The sequence below is a fragment of the Glutamicibacter nicotianae genome, from assembly GCF_016907615.1.
Taxonomy (GTDB): Bacteria; Actinomycetota; Actinomycetes; order Actinomycetales; family Micrococcaceae; genus Glutamicibacter; species Glutamicibacter nicotianae.
This window is the reverse complement of the sequence record NZ_JAFBCH010000001.1, coordinates 235,643-256,408: the sequence shown is the minus strand read 5'-3', so window position 1 is coordinate 256,408 and position 20,766 is coordinate 235,643. Positions and strand designations below refer to the sequence as shown.

The following is a 20,766-nucleotide window of genomic DNA, read 5'->3' as shown; positions in this document are numbered from 1 at the left end:
CCTCAACGCATTGCTTTCGTAAAAAATTCCGCTTCTATTACTTGGCGGAGAATTCACCGATCTGCAGACCGAATGGCCGCGAATCGTTGCCACCGGATGCCTTGCGAGGCAGCTCGGTGATGTCCAGGAATACGTGGGATCCTTCCATGTAGTCCTTGTCGTCGCCCTTGACAGTTACCGATACCGAAGGGCCGGAGAATGAGCCCTTGGCTACCGACTTGGCATCGCCCAGATCGTCGGAGTCGCCGACGAGGATCTCGTAATTGCCGCCGGTGCCGTTCAGGCCCTCGAGGTTGACCTCGGAGATCTTGGACTTCTCGTCCAATTCCAGGATGAAGACCATGTTGGAAGCGAAGCCGCCAAAATCAGCTGTGGTGTACGAGTAGGTGGCGTAGGTGCTCGACGCGTTGCCGTCGATCATCTGGCCCAGCTTGCCATCGGTTTCGGAGTTCAGCTGCTGGTTGCCGGGAACGAGGCGGGACACGTCATCGACCTTCGGGGCAGGCAAGGACTCTTCGGTAGGTTCCTGTTCCTTCTCGGACTCGGAAGGCTTCTCCGAGGATTCCACGGCAGTTGGCGTCTCGCCCTCTGCGGTGGTGTTCTTGTCGCCACCTAGGAAGTTGAAGGCGAAGACCACGGCAACGACCAGTACGATCAGCAATACGGCGCCAACGAGCAGGCGAGTTCCCTTGGATCCGCTTTCTTCCTCTTCCTGCTCGTCGACCTGCGGGTCTTGGGCGGGAGCGTTCTTGGCTGCTGCCGGGAAGGTCGAGGCCTTAGGCGCGGCTGCGGCGGCACCTGCAGCAGCCGCTGCTGCGCCCTTCTTCCTTGCAGGCTTTTCTTCTTCCTTGGCCGGCTCTTCCTCGGCAGGCTTGGCCGGGGTGTTGCCCTTGGACTGCGCTGCGGCGGCTAGCGCCGCGGTTGCGGTGACGTTAGGTTCGTCGTCGTCCAGACGGGTGACCTTCGGCTTGTCTTCGGCCGTTGCATTTTCAGCAGGGGCAACCGGGGTGGCGACGGTGTCGGGAACCTGTTCGTTCGGCGCGGTCTGGTCGAACTGCTCCTCTTCAGGCTGTTCCTGGTTCTTCTTGCCGAAGCGGTTCTTCAGCCCCGCGAAGCCCCCAGCCAGGGCGGAACCGATCTTGCCTTGATGTTCTGGTTCGTCCTCGTACTGCAGCTGCTCGTAGTACTCGTTGTCGTCTTCGTAGGTTTCGGGGACAGCCTGGCGGGACTCGCCAAAGATCTCGGTGCCGAGGGTATCGGTGAAGAACGGCTCAACGTATGGAGCGTCGTCGGTTTCCAGAACCAGGTCCAGCAGGTCCGAGGACCGCGCGGTATTGGCGACTAGGTAGGTCTGGTTGGAGTCGGTGATGCCCAGATCCAGCACCTGGACGTTCGATGCGCGCTCGCCCATGGCGATCTCGCGTGCGCTCGTTGCCAGCTGCGAGGAATTCTCCACGGAAGCCACCATGATGCTGACCGAGCGGTTCAGTACCTGGTCTACGCCACCGAGTACCAAGTCTCCTTCAGCTGATGAAAGGACACTCTCAGTTACCTGGTAGCGGCCGCTGAGGACAGAGCCGACATCGATTGGCTGCGACACGTGCATCTCCAAGGGGTTGAATTTGGTTCGGTGGCGGTCCACAGACCACCACCTGTCATGTTACCGGTCAGCTCCGGCTATTTGGTGCCTATTTGCCCAGAATCACTAGCAAGTTTCAGCGGATTTTCAGCGATTCAATCCCGGGATTCTGCGCAGGATCGGACCGAGGAACGACTGGAGCTCCGGAACCTTGGTCTTGTGCAGCAGGGCGATGAACACGATGCCCATCAGCAGGGCGACAACAGCCACCGAAATCAGCGCGCTGACTACTGAATCGTAGGCGAATCCGAAGCTGAATCCTCCCAGCAGCCAGAGCGCTACGCAGCCGACGATAGCTGACAGCGTAGCCATCCACCCGACTCGGATGTAGGTGTCGATGACCGAGGAAACATCGTAGCTGCCGTAGCGGCGCTTGATCAGATAATGGGTACCGATGCAGGTCAGCACGTTGGTCAAGCCGTAGATGAAGGCAATGGCGGCGGCGATATGCAGCGGGTCAATCACGGCGGCCGCGGTGAACGCCAGGACCAAACCGACCGCTGCCGTGGCCGATTGGATCAGCATCGGGGTGCGGGTATCTTCTTCCGCGTAGAAGACACGCAGCATGAAGAACTGCAGGGACTTGAACGGCAGGCCAAGCGCGGTGAGCAACAGCAGCTGCCCCAAAGCGCCCGCGGCCTGTGCGGCATGCTCGGAGCTGCCGGCAAACAGCCTGCCCAGCGGCCCGGCCAGCACGATGAAGACCAGCGTGCAGAACACGATGGGAATCGCAGTGGAGCGCATGCCCTGGTTCAGCAGCTTGCCGACATCCTTGCGGCGGTTCTCGGTGAAGGCCCGGGCGAAGTCGTTGAACAGCACGGTGGCCACGGTCAAAGCGAACAGCGAATGCGGCAGCACGGTGATCAGCTGCGAGGTGTTCAGCGCGTACTCGCCGGCGACCGAGGCGGCCTGTTCGGACGGCAGCTGCGCTCGAGCTGCGGTAGCGCCGGAGACGATCTTGGAGTAGGCGAGCGAGGAAAGATTGCCGATCACCATGGCCGCCAGCGTCCAGATTGCCAGCTTGCCCACATGGCGCAGGCCCATGCCGCGCCATTGGAAGTCCAGGGTCAGTTTCAACCCGGTCTTCTTCAACGGCCAGAACAGCACGACTGACTGCAGCACGATGCCCAAGGTGGCTCCGCCCGCCAGCCACATGGTCTTGATGCTGTTCCACTCCTGCATCGGGTCGCCCGACGAGTAGGCGCCGAAGGTCAGGATGAATGCGCCAATGACGATCAGCTGGATGACGTTGTTCACCGCCGGGGCCCACATGAACGCGGCGAATCGGCCGTTGGCGTTCAGCACCTGGCCCAGGACCGCGTAGAGTCCGTAGAAGAAGATCTGCGGCAGCGACCAGTAGGCAAATGCAGTTCCCAGCGCGATCATCGGCTCGGTCCAGTTATTGGTGAGCACCGTGATCAAGGGCCTGGCGCACAGCGTGAGGATCAAAGTCAGGATCCCCATGCCCACCACGGTCAGCGTGACCAGCTTGGACGTGTACGCGGCACCGCGATCCTTGGCCTTGGAAGCCTTGATCAGCTGCGGGATGAGCACGACATTGAAAATGCCGCCGGCCAAGAGCATGTAGATGATGGTGGGGATGACATTGGCTTTTTCAAAGATGTCGGCCACCGAGGTGACCGAACCAATGGCCATCGCCAGCAAGGCCGTGCGCACAAAGCCCAGCAGGCGGGAAACCATCGTGCCGGAAGCCATCAGGGCATAGATCTTGGAACGCGATCCTGCCGGTTGGGCTATCGGCTGCCGGGGAGGTTCGGCGACGATGTCCGTGGCTCCGGTGTTTGGCTGGTCGAAGCCGGCAGTTGGATTAGGAACCTGGGACATGCTTTGTAAGGACCTCGCGTGCCAGATCGGCGATCCGGCGCTCATTAGGGAAGGACAGGCGCTTGCCCAGGGAACCCAGCGGCACCCAGGCAACATCGACGGCTTCATGATCGGGATCATTCTCGATCGTCAGATGCCCGCCGGTAGCTTCCAGCAGAAAATGGTGCACGGTCTTGTGCACACGGTAATTCGTCACGGTGAACCAGTAATCGACCGAACCCAGCGGGGCGAGGATGCGTCCGGCAATACCGGTCTCTTCCTCGATTTCGCGGATAGCCGCTTCCTCGTTGGTTTCCACGCCCTCCGGGTGGCCCTTGGGCAGGCACCATTCCAGCCGTCCGCCACGGTTGTAGCGGGCAATAATTGCCACTGGCAACTTGGGGTCGTCGAAGTCGATGACGATGCCTCCGGAAGAGATTTCTTCCACTGTCGGCAAGCTCGTATGACCGCCAGTTGCCTGCGCGCGAGCCATTGACGCAGTCAATGGAGTGCGCTTCGGGGCAGACGGGATCGGTCGGTTCATAGAACCACTCTATCGAGAAAGTGCCGCTAGCCGCCTGATCGACGTGGACAAGTAAGTTATCTCGCAGGCAAATTCGCCGAAAGCTCAAGCATTCTTGCCGGATTTCTGGCACGCTTAAGTAACTATGCATGCACTTCCCTCACCTGACGCGCTGCGTCAGATCCTGCCCTCGGTCATTTTCGACTTGGCCGACCGTTTCGTTCGGGCAGGCCATGAATTGTCGTTGGTAGGTGGGCCGGTTCGCGATCTGTATCTGGGACGCGTCTCCCCGGACCTGGATTTCACCACGAGCGCACGTCCGGAAGAAACCATCAAGGCAATTTCCGGTTGGGCAGATAACATCTGGGATGTAGGACGCGAGTTCGGAACGATTGCCTTCAAGAAGGGCGAACACACGCTAGAGGTCACGACCTACCGCGCTGATGCCTATGATAAGGAATCGCGCAAGCCCGTCGTCGCCTTTGGCGATAACTTGCACGATGACCTCTTCCGCCGCGACTTCACCATGAACTCGATGGCGCTGCGATTGCCCCAGCTCGAGCTGGTGGATCCCTTCGACGGCGTGAGTTCCCTGGAAGACGGTTCTATCCGCACCCCCGGTGCCCCTGATGTCTCGTTCTCCGATGATCCGCTGCGCATGATGCGTGCCGCCCGTTTCGCTTCGCAGCTGGAGATTGAAGTCAGCCCCGAGGTTCGCCGCGCCATGAGCGAAATGACCGATCGAATCGACATCATTTCCGCCGAACGGATCCGCGACGAGCTGGTCAAGCTGATCAACGGGGCCGACCCGAGCACGGGCATCGACCTGCTGGTGGAAACCGGCCTGGCGGACAAGGTGCTGCCCGAAGTGTCGGCTCTGCGTCTGGAGATCGACGAACACCACCGGCACAAGGACGTCTACCAGCACTCGTTGACCGTGCTGAAGCAGGCGATGGCGTTGGAAACCGATGAAGCGGGGCCGGTGCCCGGACCGAACTTCGTGCTGCGCTTCGCGGCGCTGATGCACGATATCGGCAAGCCGGCGACCCGCAAGTTCGAACCCAGCGGCGCCGTCTCCTTTCGCCACCATGACATGGTGGGTTCAAAGCTCGTGAAGGCGCGGATGCGCGCCTTGCGTTTCGACAAGGACACCACCAAGGCCGTGGCCCGCCTGGTCGAGCTGCATATGCGTTTCTACGGCTATGGCGAGGCGGGCTGGACCGACTCGGCGGTACGCCGCTATGTCACCGATGCCGGCGACTTGCTGGAGCATCTGCACCGCCTGACGCGTTCGGATGTCACCACGCGCAATCGCAAGAAGGCTGACCGCCTGGCCTTTGCCTACGATGACCTCGAGGCGCGTATCGCCAAGATTGCCGAGCAGGAAGAGCTTCAGGCGATCCGTCCTGATCTCGATGGCGAACAGATCATGCGGTTGCTGGAGATCAAGCCGGGCAAGGTGGTTGGCCGGGCCTACAAGTTCCTCCTGGAATTGCGTATGGACGAAGGTCCACTGGGCGAAGAGGTCGCCACGGAGCGCTTGCGTGCGTGGTGGAAAGAGCAGCCCGAAGCCCAGGAAACGCCTACCGAGGGGTAACTTTTGACCTGAATGCTATTGGAAGAGCACCTGGAATCCGCGTGGATCCAGGTGCTTTTGCCATTCCCGGAAAAGTACTTAAAGTTTTTGCTCTGGCTTGTAGCGCATTGGGCATAATCCATGTATGCTGAATACTGTGATTGGGAAGTCTCAATGAGACTTGCGGATCGAGACAAATTTTCAGACAGGCGCCATGGCATCCATGGCCGGCCGAGAGCAGATTTTAGGAGGTGGCGAAATGATTAACACGACTTGGTACACAGAGACTCATCGCGGAGCGCGATTTAATAGCGGCTCTCCAATGACTCGTCTGCGCAAGCGCATTTCCCCAACCTCCGGACAAGCGGATTCCTAGCCCACGGTAAATCCCGCTCAAGTTCCTGAGGTTGCAGGTCAGTAATCGACTCTCACCCTTAGGAACTTTTTTCATGTCCAGTCCACTGTTCTCCTCGTCCGCTCAACGGGCAGTTCGCACCTCGGAATTAATCTTCGCAGGACCGGAAAGCCTGAAAGCTCGCGCAATTTCAACCACGCGACAAGATCTTCCCTCCCCTTCGACTTTGACCGAAGGGAGGGACAGCAAATGAAAAAGCGTCAAGACAAGCGCAAGTTCACCAACCTTGACAGCACCGAGTTCAATCGTCGCATGCGTCAGCGCGAGCTGAAGAACCATGTGCCACCAGAAATGTACCTGCGAATTCGCTAGGCCCGGCAACGCCATTACCGTTGCCAGCTAACCAGAATCCGAGGTACCAATGATGAACTCGCAATGCATCGCCCAGAGGCCCGCCGGCCTGCAAGCCGGCGGGCTTCTCCGCATCCAAAGAACTTTTGAATACAGCAATGGCCAGGACATCAGTCCTGGCCATTGCTTTTCCGCCACAGCGGAAGATTAGCGTTCGATTTCGCCGCTGATGAAGGCTTCCACCTTGTTGCGTGCGGTCTCATCGTCGTACTGCTCTGGTGGCGACTTCATGAAGTAGCTCGAGGCGGACAGGATCGGGCCGCCGATGCCGCGGTCCAGGGCGATCTTCGCCGCGCGAACGGCGTCGATGATCACGCCGGCCGAGTTTGGCGAGTCCCAAACTTCCAGCTTGTATTCCAGGTTCACCGGAGCATCGCCGAAGTTGCGGCCCTCGAGGCGGACGAACGCCCACTTGCGGTCGTCAAGCCAGGAAACGTAGTCGCTCGGGCCAATGTGGACATCGTCGTCGCCCAGGGCGGCGGAGGTGTTCGAGGTGACTGCCTGGGTCTTGGAAATCTTCTTGGATTCCAGGCGATCGCGCTCGAGCATGTTCTTGAAGTCCATGTTGCCGCCAACATTCAGCTGGTAGGTGCGGTCCAGGACCACGCCGCGGTCTTCGAACAGCTTGGCCATCACGCGGTGGGTGATGGTTGCGCCGATCTGGCTCTTGATGTCGTCGCCAACGATTGGCACACCGGCGTCGGTGAACTTCTGCGCCCACTCCGGGGTGCCGGCGATGAATACTGGAAGTGCGTTTACGAAGGCAACGCCGGCATCGATGGCGCACTGCGCGTAGAACTTGGCGGCCTGCTCGGAACCCACCGGCAGGTAGCAAACCAGGACGTCGACCTGGTTGTCCTTCAGGGACTGCACCACGTCGACTGGCTCGGCTGCGGACTCTTCGATGGTCTCGCGGTAGTACTTACCGAGGCCGTCAAGGGTGTGGCCGCGCTGGACGGTCACGCCGGTGGTTGGAACGTCGGCAATCTTGATGGTGTTGTTCTCGCTGGCCAGGATGGCTTCCGAGAGGTCGAGGCCGACCTTCTTGGCGTCGACGTCGTAGGCGGCAACGAACTGGACGTCGCCAACGTGGTACTGGCCGAACTGCACGTGCATGAGACCAGGAACGGTGGAATCTGCATCGGCATTTCGGTAGTACTCAACACCTTGGATAAGGGAAGTGGCGCAGTTGCCTACGCCTACGATGGCAACGCGAATCGGGTTCGCCGACACATGAACTCCTTATTGAAATGTATAAAACCTTTGGGCAATTGGGCAATTGGGCGCGCAGAAGCGCATCGCGCAAATTGCCCCATATTGATCTTAAGTCTTAATGGCTCGTAAACATTCCCAATCGTGCCCTGTATCACCGAATAACTCTTGAACAGGCGTTCCAAGGGCCAGTGCCGTCGACGGCCAGCGGGGTTATCGCAGCATAGGAATACCAAGAATCGGTACATGACCAAAATTTAGAATGATACTGAGATGACCTATGTTTGCAGGTATGAACTGGTATTCATGAGCAAAATGCCATTAGCTCATGACAAAGAGTTGGCCCCATTCCTGCGGAATTGTCGGTAATGATGGCGTAACTTGAGCAAAACCCGGACCAGCGGGGCAGGCAACGTGGTGCGGAGCCGATGGCGTAAAGGCTGGCGTCGAATATGCGCCAGTATTTCTGGATCTGTGAGCAGCTTGCCGGCTCGAGCCCGATGCGCGAGGATCCCGAGGGATTGGGCGAAGCTGTGGTCGACCCGGTGGAAGTAGTTTTCCCGCAGCCAGGCTTTGGTCGGCTCCCCGAAGCTCAAGCCGATGACATCATCCAGGGTGCCAATCACTCCGGAGGCCACGAAGACCGTGTTGATCATCTGCGCGCTGACACCGAAGTCGGAGAGGATCAGCGTGGGCAATCCGCGATCAAGGGATTCCAGGGCGGCCGTCGAAGAGACCGTCATCAGGGCGCTGCCATCGGTCAACGCCTCGCTCATCGATCCTGTATCGAAGCGCAGCCGCGAATCCGCGCCGATCCGCTGTTCAGCCTGCAGCTTCTCGAACAGCAAGTCATAGGGGAACGCCTCGAGATGCGTCTGCGGCTCCCCGGCCTTGGCACGGAGCTTGATGAGGACCTCAAGTTCGGGATTCATCCTGCTGGCCTGCTCGAGCGCCAGCAGGATCGACTCACGTTCGTGCTCCTGGGCCGGAACCTTCGCCTGAGGTGCGAACACCAGCCGTTCGACGACTTGCTTTTGCTCCGGCGGGAAACCCGTCGAGCGCAAGAAGGGCAGCTTGCTGACCATGATGGTCGGCTGATGCCCTTCCTGTCCTTCGATCATGAACGAGAAATCACGGGCCTCGGCATGCGAATGGCAGATGAACGCATCGCCGGCCCGGCGATAGTTCCATCCCTTCTGCGTGGCGGGGAAGGCGACGCCGGGCAAGGCTGAAATCAGTGCAGTGCAGCGGCCGTCAACCGGCTCGGTGCGCAGGATGCGGGAATAGATTTCGGCAACGACCGGACCGGTCGCCGACGCGAAGACAATATCCTCGTCCACTGTGTCGGCCTCCAGCTGGGATACCGAGATCACCTGCAGGGCATCGGGGTCCAGATCCGTGCCTTCGAAGGCGGCTGCGATCTGCTCGGCCGTCGGCATCACCGGGGTCCGCGCCAAATACACCTTGCGATCCCATGCGGGGCCCAGGCGGGTCAGGAAACTTGTCGCGAGCTTCAGGTAGGAATCGGAATCTGCAATGACAAGAATTGATGGCTTCATCAGCTGCTTCACACCTTCAACGAACTGGATAGGTGCTCACGCAACTCGAGGGAAGTACCAGGGGTCCACCAGCTGTCAAGCACGGCTTGCGGATACAGCAAGCGGGCATCGGGACCCAGCAGTAAGCGCAGGGACGGAATCACCGTGGACGGCAGGGCCCGGATCTCCTGGCCCGGCCGCAGGGCGCGCAAACGCATTTCGATGGGAACTGTGTGCTCCTTGAGCACTACCTGGTCAATCTTGGAGATCTTCGCCAGCAATTCCGGCGTCTCACGGCGATGCGGGAAGTAGGCGACCGGACTCTCGGACGCGATCCCTTCGATCCAGCGCAAGTACGGCTGCTCATGGATCAGCCCATCGGCGACCATGGCCGAACCGATCAGCAGGGTAGGTTCGGTGAACCGCTCGGCCACCGGCTGGGTAGCAAGCCACTCGAACTTGTGCTGCGCGAACTTGATCCCCAGATCAGCCATCTTCTGGCGGGATTCCAGGTCGACAAACAACGCCGAGACAATCAGCAGGCGATCCTCGCGGGCAAGCTGGCGCAAACGATGCCAGGTCGCCAGCCCCATGGCGACGCGGGCCGCCGAATTCTTCGTCCGGGCGCGCACCAACGGGGTGGGCTCGTCGGAGATCAGCTGCTTGATCAGGGCCAGCGTCGCCATGCCGTCATCGATGATCACGATTTCCTTGGCCCGCACGCCTGCAAGGAGCGTGCGCTGGATCTTGCCCGAATAGGCATCCCCGGTGACATATCGGTCGGCAGCGCCTTTGGGCTGCGGAGGCTTGCGCGCCGCCGGTTCGAAATGAACCCCATCGGGGGCATGATCCAGCATGGCCTGGGTCGTGGCCTCCAGCGGCATTCCCTGGCGCGGAATGATCCGGATGTCGGTGCCCAGCAGCCCCGCGGCATGCGTTTCCACTGCGGAGAGCAGCTGCAGGGGCGACTCGACCCACACGTGCGCCGTGCCGAAACGGGGGCGCGGCACCTCGTGGGTGTCATGTTGAGTCAATTTCATCATCGTGAGTGTCATTTTGCCAGTCGGTTCAGGGACTTGGAAAGCGTTTCGAACTGCTTGGAACCATGGCACAGCACGCGGCGCGAGGCCCCGCGGACCTTCGAGGGCAGCGACCGGCGAGAGCTGATGTGCGCCCAGTGCGGAGGCAGGTCCAGCTTGGTGATGCGGCGGCGCTTGAAGTGGGCCGAGAACTCAGGGTAGTGCGCGGCCAGGAAGGACTCGGCCTGCTCGCGCAGGTGCGGCAGCTGGGTGGCCTGCATGCAGTAGGCCACGGCGATCAGCAGTTCGGTGAGCCGGTCGTCATCGCCAGCGTGCGCCGGAACCGGCAGGTCCTGGACGAACAGCGCGTGAATGATGGACAGCGGGATGCGGTTGGAGTTCTCGTACGGAGCCAGCGCCTGCAGCATCCTGCCGGTGCCCACGGCATGGACTTCCGTGCCCAGGATGTACTTTGCGGTGGCCAAGCCGGTAGAGAAGCAGGAGATCACCACGGCTGGGTTCACCGCAGCGATCACGGTCTCCGCCAGATGATCGGTGGCGACCAGCCGGAAATCCAGGCCCATGTGCTTGGCGGCCGCGGCCAAGCGGGCCGCCGAGGTGGCGCTGGCCGACGGGTGCGCCTTGAACAGGACGGTGGAAAGCTCCCGGCGGGCCACCTCGTTGAGCATCTCGAGGTGCAGCTCGAATTCTTCCTCGGCGTCCATCAGTCCCAGGGAACCCAGATACTGCCCGAGGACGAGCGCGCCACCGGCGGGCAGGTCGAATTCGGCGCCCTGGGCCAATTCGCCAAAGATGCCAGCCAACCCGCCGGCCTCCAGGACTTCACGCCGAGGCTCGAGCTCTGCGAGCAGATGCGGCTGCAACCCGGGAACCAGATCCACGTGGATGGTGCCGATGACCCGCTGGCGCAACGGCATGGGCAGCCGGTTGCGGGTGGGTCCATAGGACATCAGGCCGTCGGAATGGATCCAAAGCTGTGCGTCGAAGAAGATGCGCGCCAGGGCGCGGGCGGGGTTGACCTGGATGGATTCCAGCACCAGGGTCAGCGGTTCATTGCCCAGATCCCAGGCGCTGCGCAGCAGGCGCTCGAAAATCAGCAGTTCGTCCTCACGCGGGTTGAACTGCGCCGGGCGGCGCGGGGCGGTCAGCGCGGCGAAATCCACCACCCGGTCAAAGCGGGCGGCCAGCTGCTCAAAGCCCGGAACCTCATCCAGCGGGGCGGTCAGTTCCGGAACCTGCGAGCCGTTGGCCAGGACGAGAATGCGTTCATCTGCTTCGGGGAGCAGCCCTGCATCGGCCATCGCGGCCAGAGAAGCAAGCTGGAAGTAGCTGCTGGCTTCAATCAGTGCGATCACTTGGCGGCCCCGATCTGACCTGGCTGGAGGAAGGAGAGGATATGGCGGCGGCGCGCAACATCCATCTCGAGGGCGACCTGGCGGGCCATTGGCGCGTCAACGGTGGTGAATACCTGGCGCAGCTTCTGCTTCATCTCCAGACGGACTTCTGGCGGGTAGTTCTTCGCGCGCTTCTCGTGATGGCACACGATGGCGAAGAACTGGCGCATCGCCTTGGGCAGGTGGCGATCCGCATCCGGGTGCAGGCGCACCTCGGTGAGGATCTGCGAGTAGGCGGGGATGAAGCCGAGCTGGCGATGGTCGAAGACCTGGGTCAGCGAACCGGGCAGGCCGCGGCGGTAGAACACCCCGGGGGAGGAGACGACGGAGTAGCGCTCGGTATTCAGGTGCAGCTTCCACAGCCACAGCCGGTCTTCGGCGCTGTGCAGCTGTGCGTCGAAGTACATCAGCTCGCGGGTGCGCATCAGCTCGGTGCGGTACATGCCTGCCCACACGAAGGCGTAGTCCACCATGGACGGGGAATCGATCGGCTCGATGTCGTCGGCCGGGTTCAGCGGCATGCCGCGCAGGGCCTGCGGGGCGCGGTGGATGACCCGGTTGGTGCCGGTGACGCGCACATGGTCGCAGCGCACGAAGTCCACATGCAGTTCGGTCAAGGATTCCGCCAGGGCTTCCAAATGCTCGGGGGAGTACCAGTCGTCGGGGTCGAGGAAGGTGAAGTATTCGCCGGTGACCTGTTCCAGCCCGGCGTTGCGGGCGGCGGAAACCCCTGAATTCTCCGGCAGCGAGATCAGCTTCAGGCCAGGCAGCTGGTCTTGGTAGCCGCGCACCAGATCGGCAGTCTGGTCATCGGAAGCGTCATCAACTACGAGCACTTCCAGCTCCCAGCGTCCCAGCTTCTGCCGGACCAGGGATGAGAGGGCATCGCAAATGTACGCTTCTTGGTTATAGGCGGGGATCACCACTGAAATGCGCCCGGAGATCAAACTCATTTGTGCTTCAAGGCCTTCCTCATGCAGACAAAAATAAACGGCGGTTGGACCCGTCGGTGAGTCCAACCGCCGGATACGCTGGCGTGCTTAGGCGTCGACGCGGCGCAGGCGCGAGAGCGGAGCCAGTTCGCCTGGGAAGATCTTCTTCACGCCGTCGCCCATGGCCTGTTCCAGGATGCGGATGTCGCGGATCAGCGACTCGAAGCCCTTTGGCTCCAGCGACGAAGCCTGGTCCGAACCCCACATGGTGCGGTCCAGGGTGATGTGGCGCTCGACGGTCACTGCGCCCAGGGCGACAGCTGCCAGCGAGATCTGCAGGCCGCGCTCGTGGCCCGAGTAGCCCACTGGGACCTGGTAGCGGTCGCGCAGGGTCTCGATCATGCGCAGGTTGGCCTCTTCGGCAGGCAGCGGGTAGGTGGAGGTCGCGTGCATCATGACCAGCTTGCTGGTGCCCAGGGTCTCCACGGCCTTGTCGATCTGCTCGATGGTGGACATGCCGGTGGACAGGATGATCGGCTTGCCGGTTTCCGCCAGCGCCTTGAGCAGCTCGATGTCGGTGACCGATGCGGAAGCTACCTTGTGGGTGACTGCACCCTGCTCTTCCATGAACTCGACCGAGGGAACGTCCCATGGCGAAGCGAAGGCGTGCAGGCCCTTGGATGCGGCGTAGGAGATGAGCTCCTTGTACTGGGCCTGGTCGAACTCGACGCGGTAGCGGTAGTCCAGGTAGGTCATGTCGCCCCATGGGGTGGAGCGGATCTTGTCGCGCATGTCCATCGGGGTGGAGATGTCCGGGGTGCGCTTCTGGAACTTCACCGCGTTGGCGCCAGCCTCGGCCGAGATGTCGATCAGCTGCTTGGCGATCTCGATGTCGCCGTTGTGGTTGATGCCGATCTCGCCGATGACGTAGACCTGCTGGCCTGCGCCAACCTGGACGTCGCCGATGGCAACTGGCTTGATGTCGGTAGTCATGGAGGTCATGGATATTGCCTTTCAGTGGGTGAAACTTGGAGAACTCTTGGTGGCGGTGCGTGCGGCGAGAACCAGTTCGGCCAGTTCCCGTACCGCTCCGTCCCCGCCCTTGCGGGTCAGTGTGTGCCGTGCTGCTAGGTGCACGTCCTGATGGGCATCGGCTACGGTGATCGGCCAGCCGACCAGTGCCATCGCGCCCAGATCATTGATGTCGTTGCCGAGGTAGGCGACGCGGGCAGGGTTGATGGATTCATCAGCCAGCCAGCGGGCCAGGTATTCGGCCTTGTTCTCGATGCCGTGGGCCACTTCCACCTTCAGCTTGGCGGCGCGGGCGGCGACAACAGGATTGGTTTCCTTGGAGAGAATCAGGAACTTCACTCCGGCGGCCCGCAGCCGGGCCACTCCCATTCCATCGGAGCGGGAGACGCGCACGGTTTCGGTTCCGTGCTCATCGACATATGCGGTGTCCGGGGTGTGCACCCCGTCGAAATCCGTGATGACCGCGTCGACTTCGATCGGTTCCCGGTTGGCCGGAACGGCCAGCCCGGCGAGCATCAGGTCTGCTTCGGTATCGACGTCGATGCCGTGCTCTGCTGGAACCTCATGGACCCGGACCTTTCCGAAGAAGCGGTGGCCGGCTTCGAGGAATCCGCGGGTATCCATCACGTAGAAGGCCCCGGTCTCACGGAAGCGCGGTTCGCGATCCTGGCGGCGCGGACGGTGCAGCTTGTCGTGCCCCACGGCGACCGCTTCGCCCTGCGGATCCAGTCCCCAATGGAAACCGTGGTCCGCAACAGCCGCGAAGCTGACGTCGGCGCGTTGCGAGGCCACTGCCGCGATGGCCGCGTCCAGGTCCTCCGGGTCGATGAACGGGCTGGTGCACTGGATGAACACGGTGATCTCTGGCTGGGATTCCGCATTCGCCAGTGCGTGGAGCAGAACTGACTCGCTGCTGGCCGTGTCGCCGGCGATATCTGCCGGTCGATCGATGACCCGCGCCCCGTAGCGGAGCGCTTCGGCCTTGATCTGCTCATGGTCGGTGCTCACCACGACGTCGCTGACTGCCGCCGCGGATCTGGCCGATTCGATTGCGCGGCCGAGCAGAGATTTGCCGCCGACCTCGCGCAGGTTCTTAAGCCGGATGCCCTTGGATCCTCCCCGGGCGGGGATGATCGCCATGGCGTTTGGCTGGTTGGTTTTGCTCACGAATAAGACGCTATGGGCACAAGTTAACCGGGAAGGGGTATCTGGGTTAACGCACGGTGAAGTGCCGGTGTAATCACCTGTCTGTTTGCTGAATGCGAGGTCAGCAAGCGTTTTACGTCTCCGGGGGCAGCTTGCGGGAAGGGCGGGAAACGCACTGCGCTTCGCGTAGAAGATCAAAGCGGCTGATGAAATCAGAGTGTGCACGCTGGTGCTGGGGCACAGAACATCTAGGCTGGATGGTATGCACGAGCCTAACCAGTCACAGCCCACGCGTGGCCCGCTGCGCATTACCGTGCCTTCACGCGCTGACGGGTTCCTCCGGCAATTCACCGCAATGATCGGCGGCCCGCTAGGACGGCACAGCGACCCGGGCCGAGTCGATCCCGGGTTCTTCAGCGTGGAACGGGTCATCATCCTGATGACCACCGTGGGCGCGCTGCTGATGCTCCTTGCCAAGAACCCGTGCCGGGTCAACGGGTGGACCGGCAACAATCCCTATGTCTATGCGTGCTACAGCGACTGGGTTCCGCTGTTCTCCGCCCGCGGCTTCGCCGAGAACCCCTGGGCGCCGTTCAGCGCCGCCGCCGAGTTCGAGTACCCGGTGCTGATGAGCACGGTGGCCTCGGCAGTCGCCTCGATCATCCCCACGGGGATCGAGAACCGTTCGCTGCTGTACTTCGACATCAACCTGCTGCTCGTCGCGATCCTGTGGATGGCAACCGTGGTCGCCACCCTGCGGATGACCGGGCGCCGTCCGTGGGATGCCGCCATGGTGGCAATCGCCCCGGGCATCATCCTGGCCGGCAGCATCAACTGGGACATGTGGGCTGTGGCCTTGCTGGCCCTGGGCATGCTGGCTTTTGCCCGGAAGCACACGGTGCTGGCGGGGGTGCTGATCGGCCTCGGTGCGGCGATGAAGATCTATCCGTTCTTCGTCCTCGGCGCGGTGCTGGTGCTGGCCATCCGCACCGGCAAGCTCAAGACCTTCTGGGTGACCGGCGGAACCGCCGCGGCGACCTGGGTGCTGGTGAATCTTCCCTATGCGCTGGCGTTCCCCGACTCGTTCATGCACTTCTTCAATTTCTCCTCCGAACGCGGGGCAGGCTTCTCCAGCTTCTGGCACGCGTGGAATGTCATCGCCGATAACCGCGAAGGGGTGCCGCTCTTCGAAGCGGAGCAGATTTCCCGCTACGGGCTGATCCTCTTCTTCCTGTGCTGCGCGGGCGTGGCGGTGCTGGGGCTGACGGCCAAGCGCACCCCGCGCCTGGCTTCCATGGCTTTCTTGATCATCGCCTCTTTTGTCATGGTCAACAAGGTGTATTCGCCGCAGTTCGTCGTCTGGCTGATTCCGCTGTTCGCACTGGCCCTGCCGCGCTGGCGCGAGTTCGTGATCTGGATGCTGGTGGAAATCGCCCACTTCTACGGGGTCTGGTACTACCTCGATTCCCTCTCGGCCGAAGAAGTGCAGAAGGCCTTCCCGGAGACCGGCTATGCGGTACTGGTGCTGGCCCATATGGTGATGCTCGGATACCTGATGTTCCTGGTGGCGCGTTCGATGCTCGATCCGCGCCACGACCCGGTGCGCGCCGTGGGACAGGATGATCCGCTGGCCGGTCCGTTTGCCGGGCTGGAAGACCGCTGGACCCTGCGCGGGCTGCTGCCCCAGGCCAAGCCGGAGAAAGAAGCGGCGGGCAAGAAGCCATGAGCGATGTTGCAGTAGTCGGTGCCGGCCCCAACGGGCTGGCGGCCGCGGCAGTTGCCGCCCGGGCAGGATTGAGCGTCACGGTCTATGAAGCCAACGGCACCATCGGCGGGGCCGCCAGAACGCAGCCGCTGAATGGCTCAGCGGCGAAATTCGATCTGGGCAGCGCCGTGCATCCGATGGCCATGCAGTCCCAGGCGATGCATGAACTCGGGGTCCATGACCGGGTGGACTTCATCGTCCCGGAGCTGTCCTTCGCCCATGTGCTGGATCGGCGGACCGCCTACGCGTACAGGGATTTGGAACGCACCGGGCAGGAACTTGGCGGTGCGGATGGCCAGATGTACACCCGGCTGCTGGGGCCGCTGGTAAAGCAGATCGACGCAGTCAGCAACACCCTGCTCAACCCGCTGTTCAAGGTGCCCTCGCATCCGGCGGCACTGGCAACCTTCGCCGTCAGCACGGTGGCCGGCATGGCCGTGAAGGACCTCTTCTCCGGGAAATTCGAGCGTGCCGCAGCGCTCTATGCAGGCTGCGCGGCCCATGTCGCCGGCGGTTCGCGCGGGCCGGCCAATGCCGGGGCCGGGCTGTTCCTGGCGGCGGCGGCGCACGCCAGGGGCTGGGCCATCCCGCGCGGCGGCTCCCAAGCCATCAGCGATGCGCTGGCCGCAGAGGCAATGGATCACGGGGCGAAAATCCTCACCGGAACCCGCGTCGAGCATGTCGATGAGCTTTCTGCACGCAACATCCTGTTCGATACCTCCGCCGAAAGCGCTGCCAAGCTGTCAGCCGGGCACATGCCCGAACGACTCGCGCAGGCCTTGGCCGGCACGCGGCGCTCGCCGGGAAGCTGCCTGGTGCACTACGTGCTTTCGGAACCGATTCCGTGGCGCGATTCGACGCTGGCCCAGGCCGGCACCGTGCACCTGGGCGGCACCGCCGTGCAGGTCGGGAAGGCCGAGCGCACCGCGGTGCGCAGGGGAGCGGCGAAGCCGTTCATGATCGTGGCCCAGCCCTCGCAATTCGATGGCTCGCGGGCGCCGCAGGGCCAGCACGTGATCTGGGCGTACTGCCATGTGCCGCTCGATTCCCCGGTGGACATGAGCCGTGAACTGAAGGACATGATCGAACAGGCAGCCCCGGGATTCGCCGAGACCATCATCGAATCGCATGTGGTGACCGCGAAGGACCTGGAAGCGCAGAACTCTGCGCTGGTCGGTGGCGATCTTTCAGGGGGAACCATGGATCTGCTGGGCAGCATCAAGCGGCCGCGGATCTCCGCGGACCCGTGGTACCTGCAATCCAAGGGCCTGTACCTGGTGTCCTCGGCCGCGCCCCCTGGCCCGTCGGTGCACGGCATGGGCGGATTCCTCGGAGCGCAATCGATGCTCAAGCGGGAATACGGAATCGAGAACTGGAAAGCGGAGAACTGACAGATGATGGACGCGGCATTCGAGCAACTCCCCGGGGTGGTTTTCCTGGCAGTGCTCTGGTGGCTGTTCATCTGGCAGTACCGCAAGGACCCGCGCCGCCTGGGACTCGCCGTCCTGCTCTTGCCGCTGGTGCTCTTCAGCATTTCGGCGGCGGCTGGCCTGCTCTCCAGCGTGCTTCCCGGATTCGGGTTCCTGTTCTCCATCGTCCTGGTGCTGGCCCCGCTGATGGTCGTGGTCTTCGGCGCGGCCCTGATCCACAACGGGATCATGATGTGCCGGCGCGAAGGTGCCAAGCCCGCGAACCTGCTGTCCTTGGCGGCCGGGCTCGCGGTCTTCATCCTGCCGATCATTGCGGTGCTGCTGATCCGGATCCAGTCATGGTGGACCTATTCGCTCGCTTTCGTCCTGTTCATGGCATCAGTCTTCACCGCGAGTCTGTTCACCATGCTGCTGCTGTACGCCTGGGTGCACGCCAAATTTCCTGCCAAGGGCAAGGGCGCGGCCGTGGTGGTGCTAGGCGCCCGCACCATCGATGGCAAGGTCACCCCGCTGCTGCGCGGCCGACTGGACAAAGGCATCGAACTGCATGAGCGGCAGGCGGATCCCCGCCCGTTGATGGTTCCTACCGGTGGCCAGGGCCGTGATGAGATCGAGCCCGAAGGCGTGAGCATGGGCCGCTACCTGCGCGAACAGGGCATCGCCGATGAGCAGATCCTGGTGGAAGACCGGGCCAGAGACACCATCGAGAACCTCCGGTATTCCGATGCCCTGGTTCGCGCCCACCGTCCGGAAGGCCAGCTGTGGCTGGTCACTAGCGACTATCACGCACTGCGTGCCGCGATGGCCTCACGCCAGCTCGGCCTGGATGCACGTGCGTTCGGCGGGAAGACGGCGGCCTACTACCGTCCAAGCGCCTTCCTCAGGGAATGCGTAGCGATCGTGCGCGATCAGAAGAAGCTGATAGTCTTGCTGGCCCTGCCCTTCGCGTTGGCCGTCGCAGGAATGATGTACGTCCTCACGACGAGCTACCTATGACCGTCCTCTAACTGGCGTGGAGTCGCGGGTCCATGCACCATATGGTGCATGGACCCACGATTGGCCCAGCTGCCCTCACCCTTTCGGGTGAGCCCTAAATCAGCATTGCGGGCGGTGATAGCTGGACGCCAAGTCTCTAGGCTGGAAGCATGATCCAGGCTCAGCAGTTGACGAAGAAATACGGTGGAAAAACCGTGGTCGATAATGCATCGTTCACGGTGCAGCCGGGGATGGTGACCGGGTTCCTCGGCCCCAACGGCGCCGGCAAATCCACCACCATGCGCATGATCGTGGGATTGGCAGCGCCTACCAGTGGAGAAGTGCTGGTCAACGGGCGCGATTTCAAGAAGTCTAGGCATCCGCTGACCGAAGTCGGCACCCTGCTGGAAGCTAAATCGGTCCACAAGTCCCTGACGCCGCTGGCGCATTTGCGTGCCATGGCGGCTACTGCAGGATTGCCGGTTTCCCGAGTGCACCAAGTGCTGGAACTGACCGGCTTGTCCAGCGTCCAGCGCAAGAAAGTCGGCGGCTTCTCGCTGGGCATGGGCCAGCGGCTTGGCATTGCCACCGCCCTGCTGGGAGATCCGCAGGTGCTGATCCTCGATGAGCCGGTCAACGGGCTGGATCCCGAAGGCGTGGCGTGGGTCCGCAATCTGGCCCGCCAGCAGGCTGCCGAAGGCAAAACCGTGTTGATTTCCTCCCACCTGATGAGCGAAATGGCCCAGACCGCGGATCACTTGATTGTGATTGGCCGTGGCCGGATCATGGCCGATGCACCGATCAGTGAATTCATCGATAACGGCCTTGACCAGACAATTGTGCGTTCAGCAGACATTGAGGTGCTGATGAACGCGCTGAACGGCGACGGCGTCCAGCTGCGCCGGATCGACGAGCATGGCGTGGAAGTCACCGGTCCCGATTCGCAGACCATTGGCCGTCGCGCACTGGAATACGGTGTGGTGCTCAGCGAACTGCGTCCGCTGCAGCGCACCCTGGAAGACGCCTACATGGAATTGACCCGTGATGCCGTCGAATACCACTCGAGTAATGTTGCCGAGACTGGCGGCGGGAAGTAAAGACATGTCTGAGAAATTAGCAACCGCACCGCGCGGCAAGGTCTCCCTCTTCGGCGTGCTGCGCAGCGAATCCATCCGTTTCTTCTCCCTGAATTCCACCCGCATCCTGATTCTGCTGGCCATCGTGCTCTATGCGGCCATCGCGGCCATCGGCACTTGGGGCATCGGATCGCTGCGGGCCAGCATGGGCGGCATGGAGCAGATGCCGGGCATGGAGGACCTGGCGGCTCCGGGATTCGCCTCCGAGCTCATCGGTTCGGGCCTGGTCTTCAGCCAACTGATCCTCGGCGTGCTCGGTGTCCTGCTTTTCAGCGGGGAATTCACCACCGGTTCAGCGGTGAGCACATTCCTCGCCAGCCCGCAGCGCCTGCGCGTGCTGGCTGCCAAGACCATCCTGATCACCGTCGTGACAGCCGCCGTCCAGATCGTCAGCTCGCTTCTGGCCTTCGCCGTCAGCAAGCCGATTGCCGACAACTACCAGATGGACCTGGATTTCGGCAGCGACGCCTTCCAGCGGGTTCTCTGGTGCGGGGCGCTTGCGGTGGCCATGGCGGCGCTGATCGGTTTGGCGCTCGGGATGATGCTGCGCAATTCGGCTGGAGGCATCACCAGCCTCGCTGCCCTGTTCTTCGTCTTGCCGATCATCCTTTCCATCCTGACCAGCATCACCGACTGGGCACAGCACATCGCGAAGTTCACCCCCGACCAGCTGGGCATGGCGTTGGCGACGCCTTCGAGCGTCGTCACCGACTTGGAAAGCTGGCAGCAGCTGCTGGGCGTCGCAGGCTGGATTGTGCTTCCGCTGGCGCTGGGTGCGGTCCTGCTGGCCAAGCGGGACGTCAAATAGTCCAGAGCGTCACCGAGAAAACTAGACTGG

At 62.2% G+C, this 20,766-nt stretch carries 17 protein-coding genes; 7 read left to right on the top strand and 10 right to left on the bottom strand.

Going from position 1 to position 20,766, the window contains the following annotated elements; all coding sequences use genetic code 11:
* Positions 1-37: 37 nt before the first annotated feature.
* The 3 genes from JOE62_RS01305 to JOE62_RS01295 all read right to left on the bottom strand — a co-directional run bounded on the left by JOE62_RS01305 (position 38) and on the right by JOE62_RS01295 (position 4,007).
* On the bottom strand, positions 38-1,600 hold the full coding sequence (locus tag JOE62_RS01305) for a hypothetical protein (RefSeq protein ID WP_204719757.1): 1,563 nt from the start codon (positions 1,598-1,600) through the stop codon (positions 38-40).
* A 126-nt stretch (positions 1,601-1,726) separates the two neighbouring features.
* Positions 1,727-3,484 carry a murein biosynthesis integral membrane protein MurJ gene (gene murJ / locus JOE62_RS01300; protein WP_239543105.1) on the bottom strand — a complete coding sequence of 586 codons (1,758 nt, stop codon included), beginning with the start codon at positions 3,482-3,484 and terminating at the stop codon, positions 1,727-1,729.
* Positions 3,468-4,007 (bottom strand): NUDIX domain-containing protein, encoded by a 540-nt coding sequence (locus tag JOE62_RS01295; RefSeq protein ID WP_204719755.1) that lies wholly within the window; start codon positions 4,005-4,007, stop codon positions 3,468-3,470. Before JOE62_RS01295 ends, murJ begins: the two co-directional genes overlap by 17 nt.
* Before the next feature lie 124 nt (positions 4,008-4,131).
* Between JOE62_RS01295 and JOE62_RS01290 the strand changes: the two genes are divergently transcribed.
* Both JOE62_RS01290 and JOE62_RS16435 read left to right on the top strand, forming a co-directional pair.
* The gene (locus JOE62_RS01290; protein WP_204719753.1) at positions 4,132-5,583 is read left to right on the top strand and encodes a CCA tRNA nucleotidyltransferase; all 1,452 of its coding nucleotides are present in this window, start codon (positions 4,132-4,134) and stop codon (positions 5,581-5,583) included.
* Between the two features lie 583 nt (positions 5,584-6,166).
* Complete coding sequence (locus JOE62_RS16435) at positions 6,167-6,289, top strand: hypothetical protein (RefSeq protein ID WP_255209577.1); 123 nt, start codon at positions 6,167-6,169, stop codon at positions 6,287-6,289.
* A gap of 186 nt (positions 6,290-6,475) precedes the next feature.
* On the opposite strand, the gene JOE62_RS01285 is transcribed toward JOE62_RS16435, so the two are convergent.
* From JOE62_RS01285 to JOE62_RS01255, 7 genes are all read right to left on the bottom strand, one after another.
* Positions 6,476-7,561 carry an inositol-3-phosphate synthase gene (locus JOE62_RS01285; protein WP_204719751.1) on the bottom strand — a complete coding sequence of 362 codons (1,086 nt, stop codon included), beginning with the start codon at positions 7,559-7,561 and terminating at the stop codon, positions 6,476-6,478.
* 305 nt (positions 7,562-7,866) lie between these two features.
* Positions 7,867-9,099, bottom strand: coding sequence for a DUF6716 putative glycosyltransferase (locus tag JOE62_RS01280; protein ID WP_239543104.1), 1,233 nt, complete (start codon positions 9,097-9,099; stop codon positions 7,867-7,869).
* An 8-nt stretch (positions 9,100-9,107) separates the two neighbouring features.
* A complete protein-coding gene (locus tag JOE62_RS01275; RefSeq protein WP_239543103.1) occupies positions 9,108-10,118 on the bottom strand; it encodes a hypothetical protein in 1,011 nt (336 codons plus the stop codon).
* An 11-nt stretch (positions 10,119-10,129) separates the two neighbouring features.
* Positions 10,130-11,473: a polysialyltransferase family glycosyltransferase gene (locus JOE62_RS01270; protein WP_204719745.1), complete on the bottom strand. Its 1,344-nt coding sequence runs from the start codon at positions 11,471-11,473 to the stop codon at positions 10,130-10,132.
* Entirely contained in the window at positions 11,470-12,465 is a 996-nt protein-coding gene (locus JOE62_RS01265) for a glycosyltransferase family 2 protein (RefSeq protein WP_128470878.1), read from the bottom strand. The genes JOE62_RS01270 and JOE62_RS01265 overlap by 4 nt, the downstream gene beginning before the upstream one ends.
* A gap of 87 nt (positions 12,466-12,552) precedes the next feature.
* The gene (locus tag JOE62_RS01260) at positions 12,553-13,446 is read right to left on the bottom strand and encodes an N-acetylneuraminate synthase family protein (protein ID WP_420842167.1); all 894 of its coding nucleotides are present in this window, start codon (positions 13,444-13,446) and stop codon (positions 12,553-12,555) included.
* Between the two features lie 12 nt (positions 13,447-13,458).
* Positions 13,459-14,643, bottom strand: coding sequence for a cytidylyltransferase domain-containing protein (locus JOE62_RS01255; protein ID WP_338085728.1), 1,185 nt, complete (start codon positions 14,641-14,643; stop codon positions 13,459-13,461).
* A 241-nt stretch (positions 14,644-14,884) separates the two neighbouring features.
* On the opposite strand from JOE62_RS01255, the gene JOE62_RS01250 reads away from it, so the two are divergent.
* The 5 genes from JOE62_RS01250 (at position 14,885) to JOE62_RS01230 (ending at position 20,736) form a co-directional block, all read left to right on the top strand.
* Positions 14,885-16,348, top strand: coding sequence for a glycosyltransferase family 87 protein (locus JOE62_RS01250; RefSeq protein ID WP_204719743.1), 1,464 nt, complete (start codon positions 14,885-14,887; stop codon positions 16,346-16,348).
* Entirely contained in the window at positions 16,345-17,778 is a 1,434-nt protein-coding gene (locus tag JOE62_RS01245; protein ID WP_204719741.1) for a phytoene desaturase family protein, read from the top strand. The genes JOE62_RS01250 and JOE62_RS01245 overlap by 4 nt, the downstream gene beginning before the upstream one ends.
* 3 nt (positions 17,779-17,781) lie before the next feature.
* Positions 17,782-18,813 carry a YdcF family protein gene (locus JOE62_RS01240; protein WP_204719739.1) on the top strand — a complete coding sequence of 344 codons (1,032 nt, stop codon included), beginning with the start codon at positions 17,782-17,784 and terminating at the stop codon, positions 18,811-18,813.
* Positions 18,814-18,962: 149 nt separating this feature from the next.
* Positions 18,963-19,889 carry an ABC transporter ATP-binding protein gene (locus JOE62_RS01235; RefSeq protein ID WP_204719737.1) on the top strand — a complete coding sequence of 309 codons (927 nt, stop codon included), beginning with the start codon at positions 18,963-18,965 and terminating at the stop codon, positions 19,887-19,889.
* A gap of 4 nt (positions 19,890-19,893) precedes the next feature.
* The gene (locus JOE62_RS01230) at positions 19,894-20,736 is read left to right on the top strand and encodes an ABC transporter permease (protein ID WP_204719735.1); all 843 of its coding nucleotides are present in this window, start codon (positions 19,894-19,896) and stop codon (positions 20,734-20,736) included.
* The last annotated feature ends 30 nt before the right edge of the window (positions 20,737-20,766 follow it).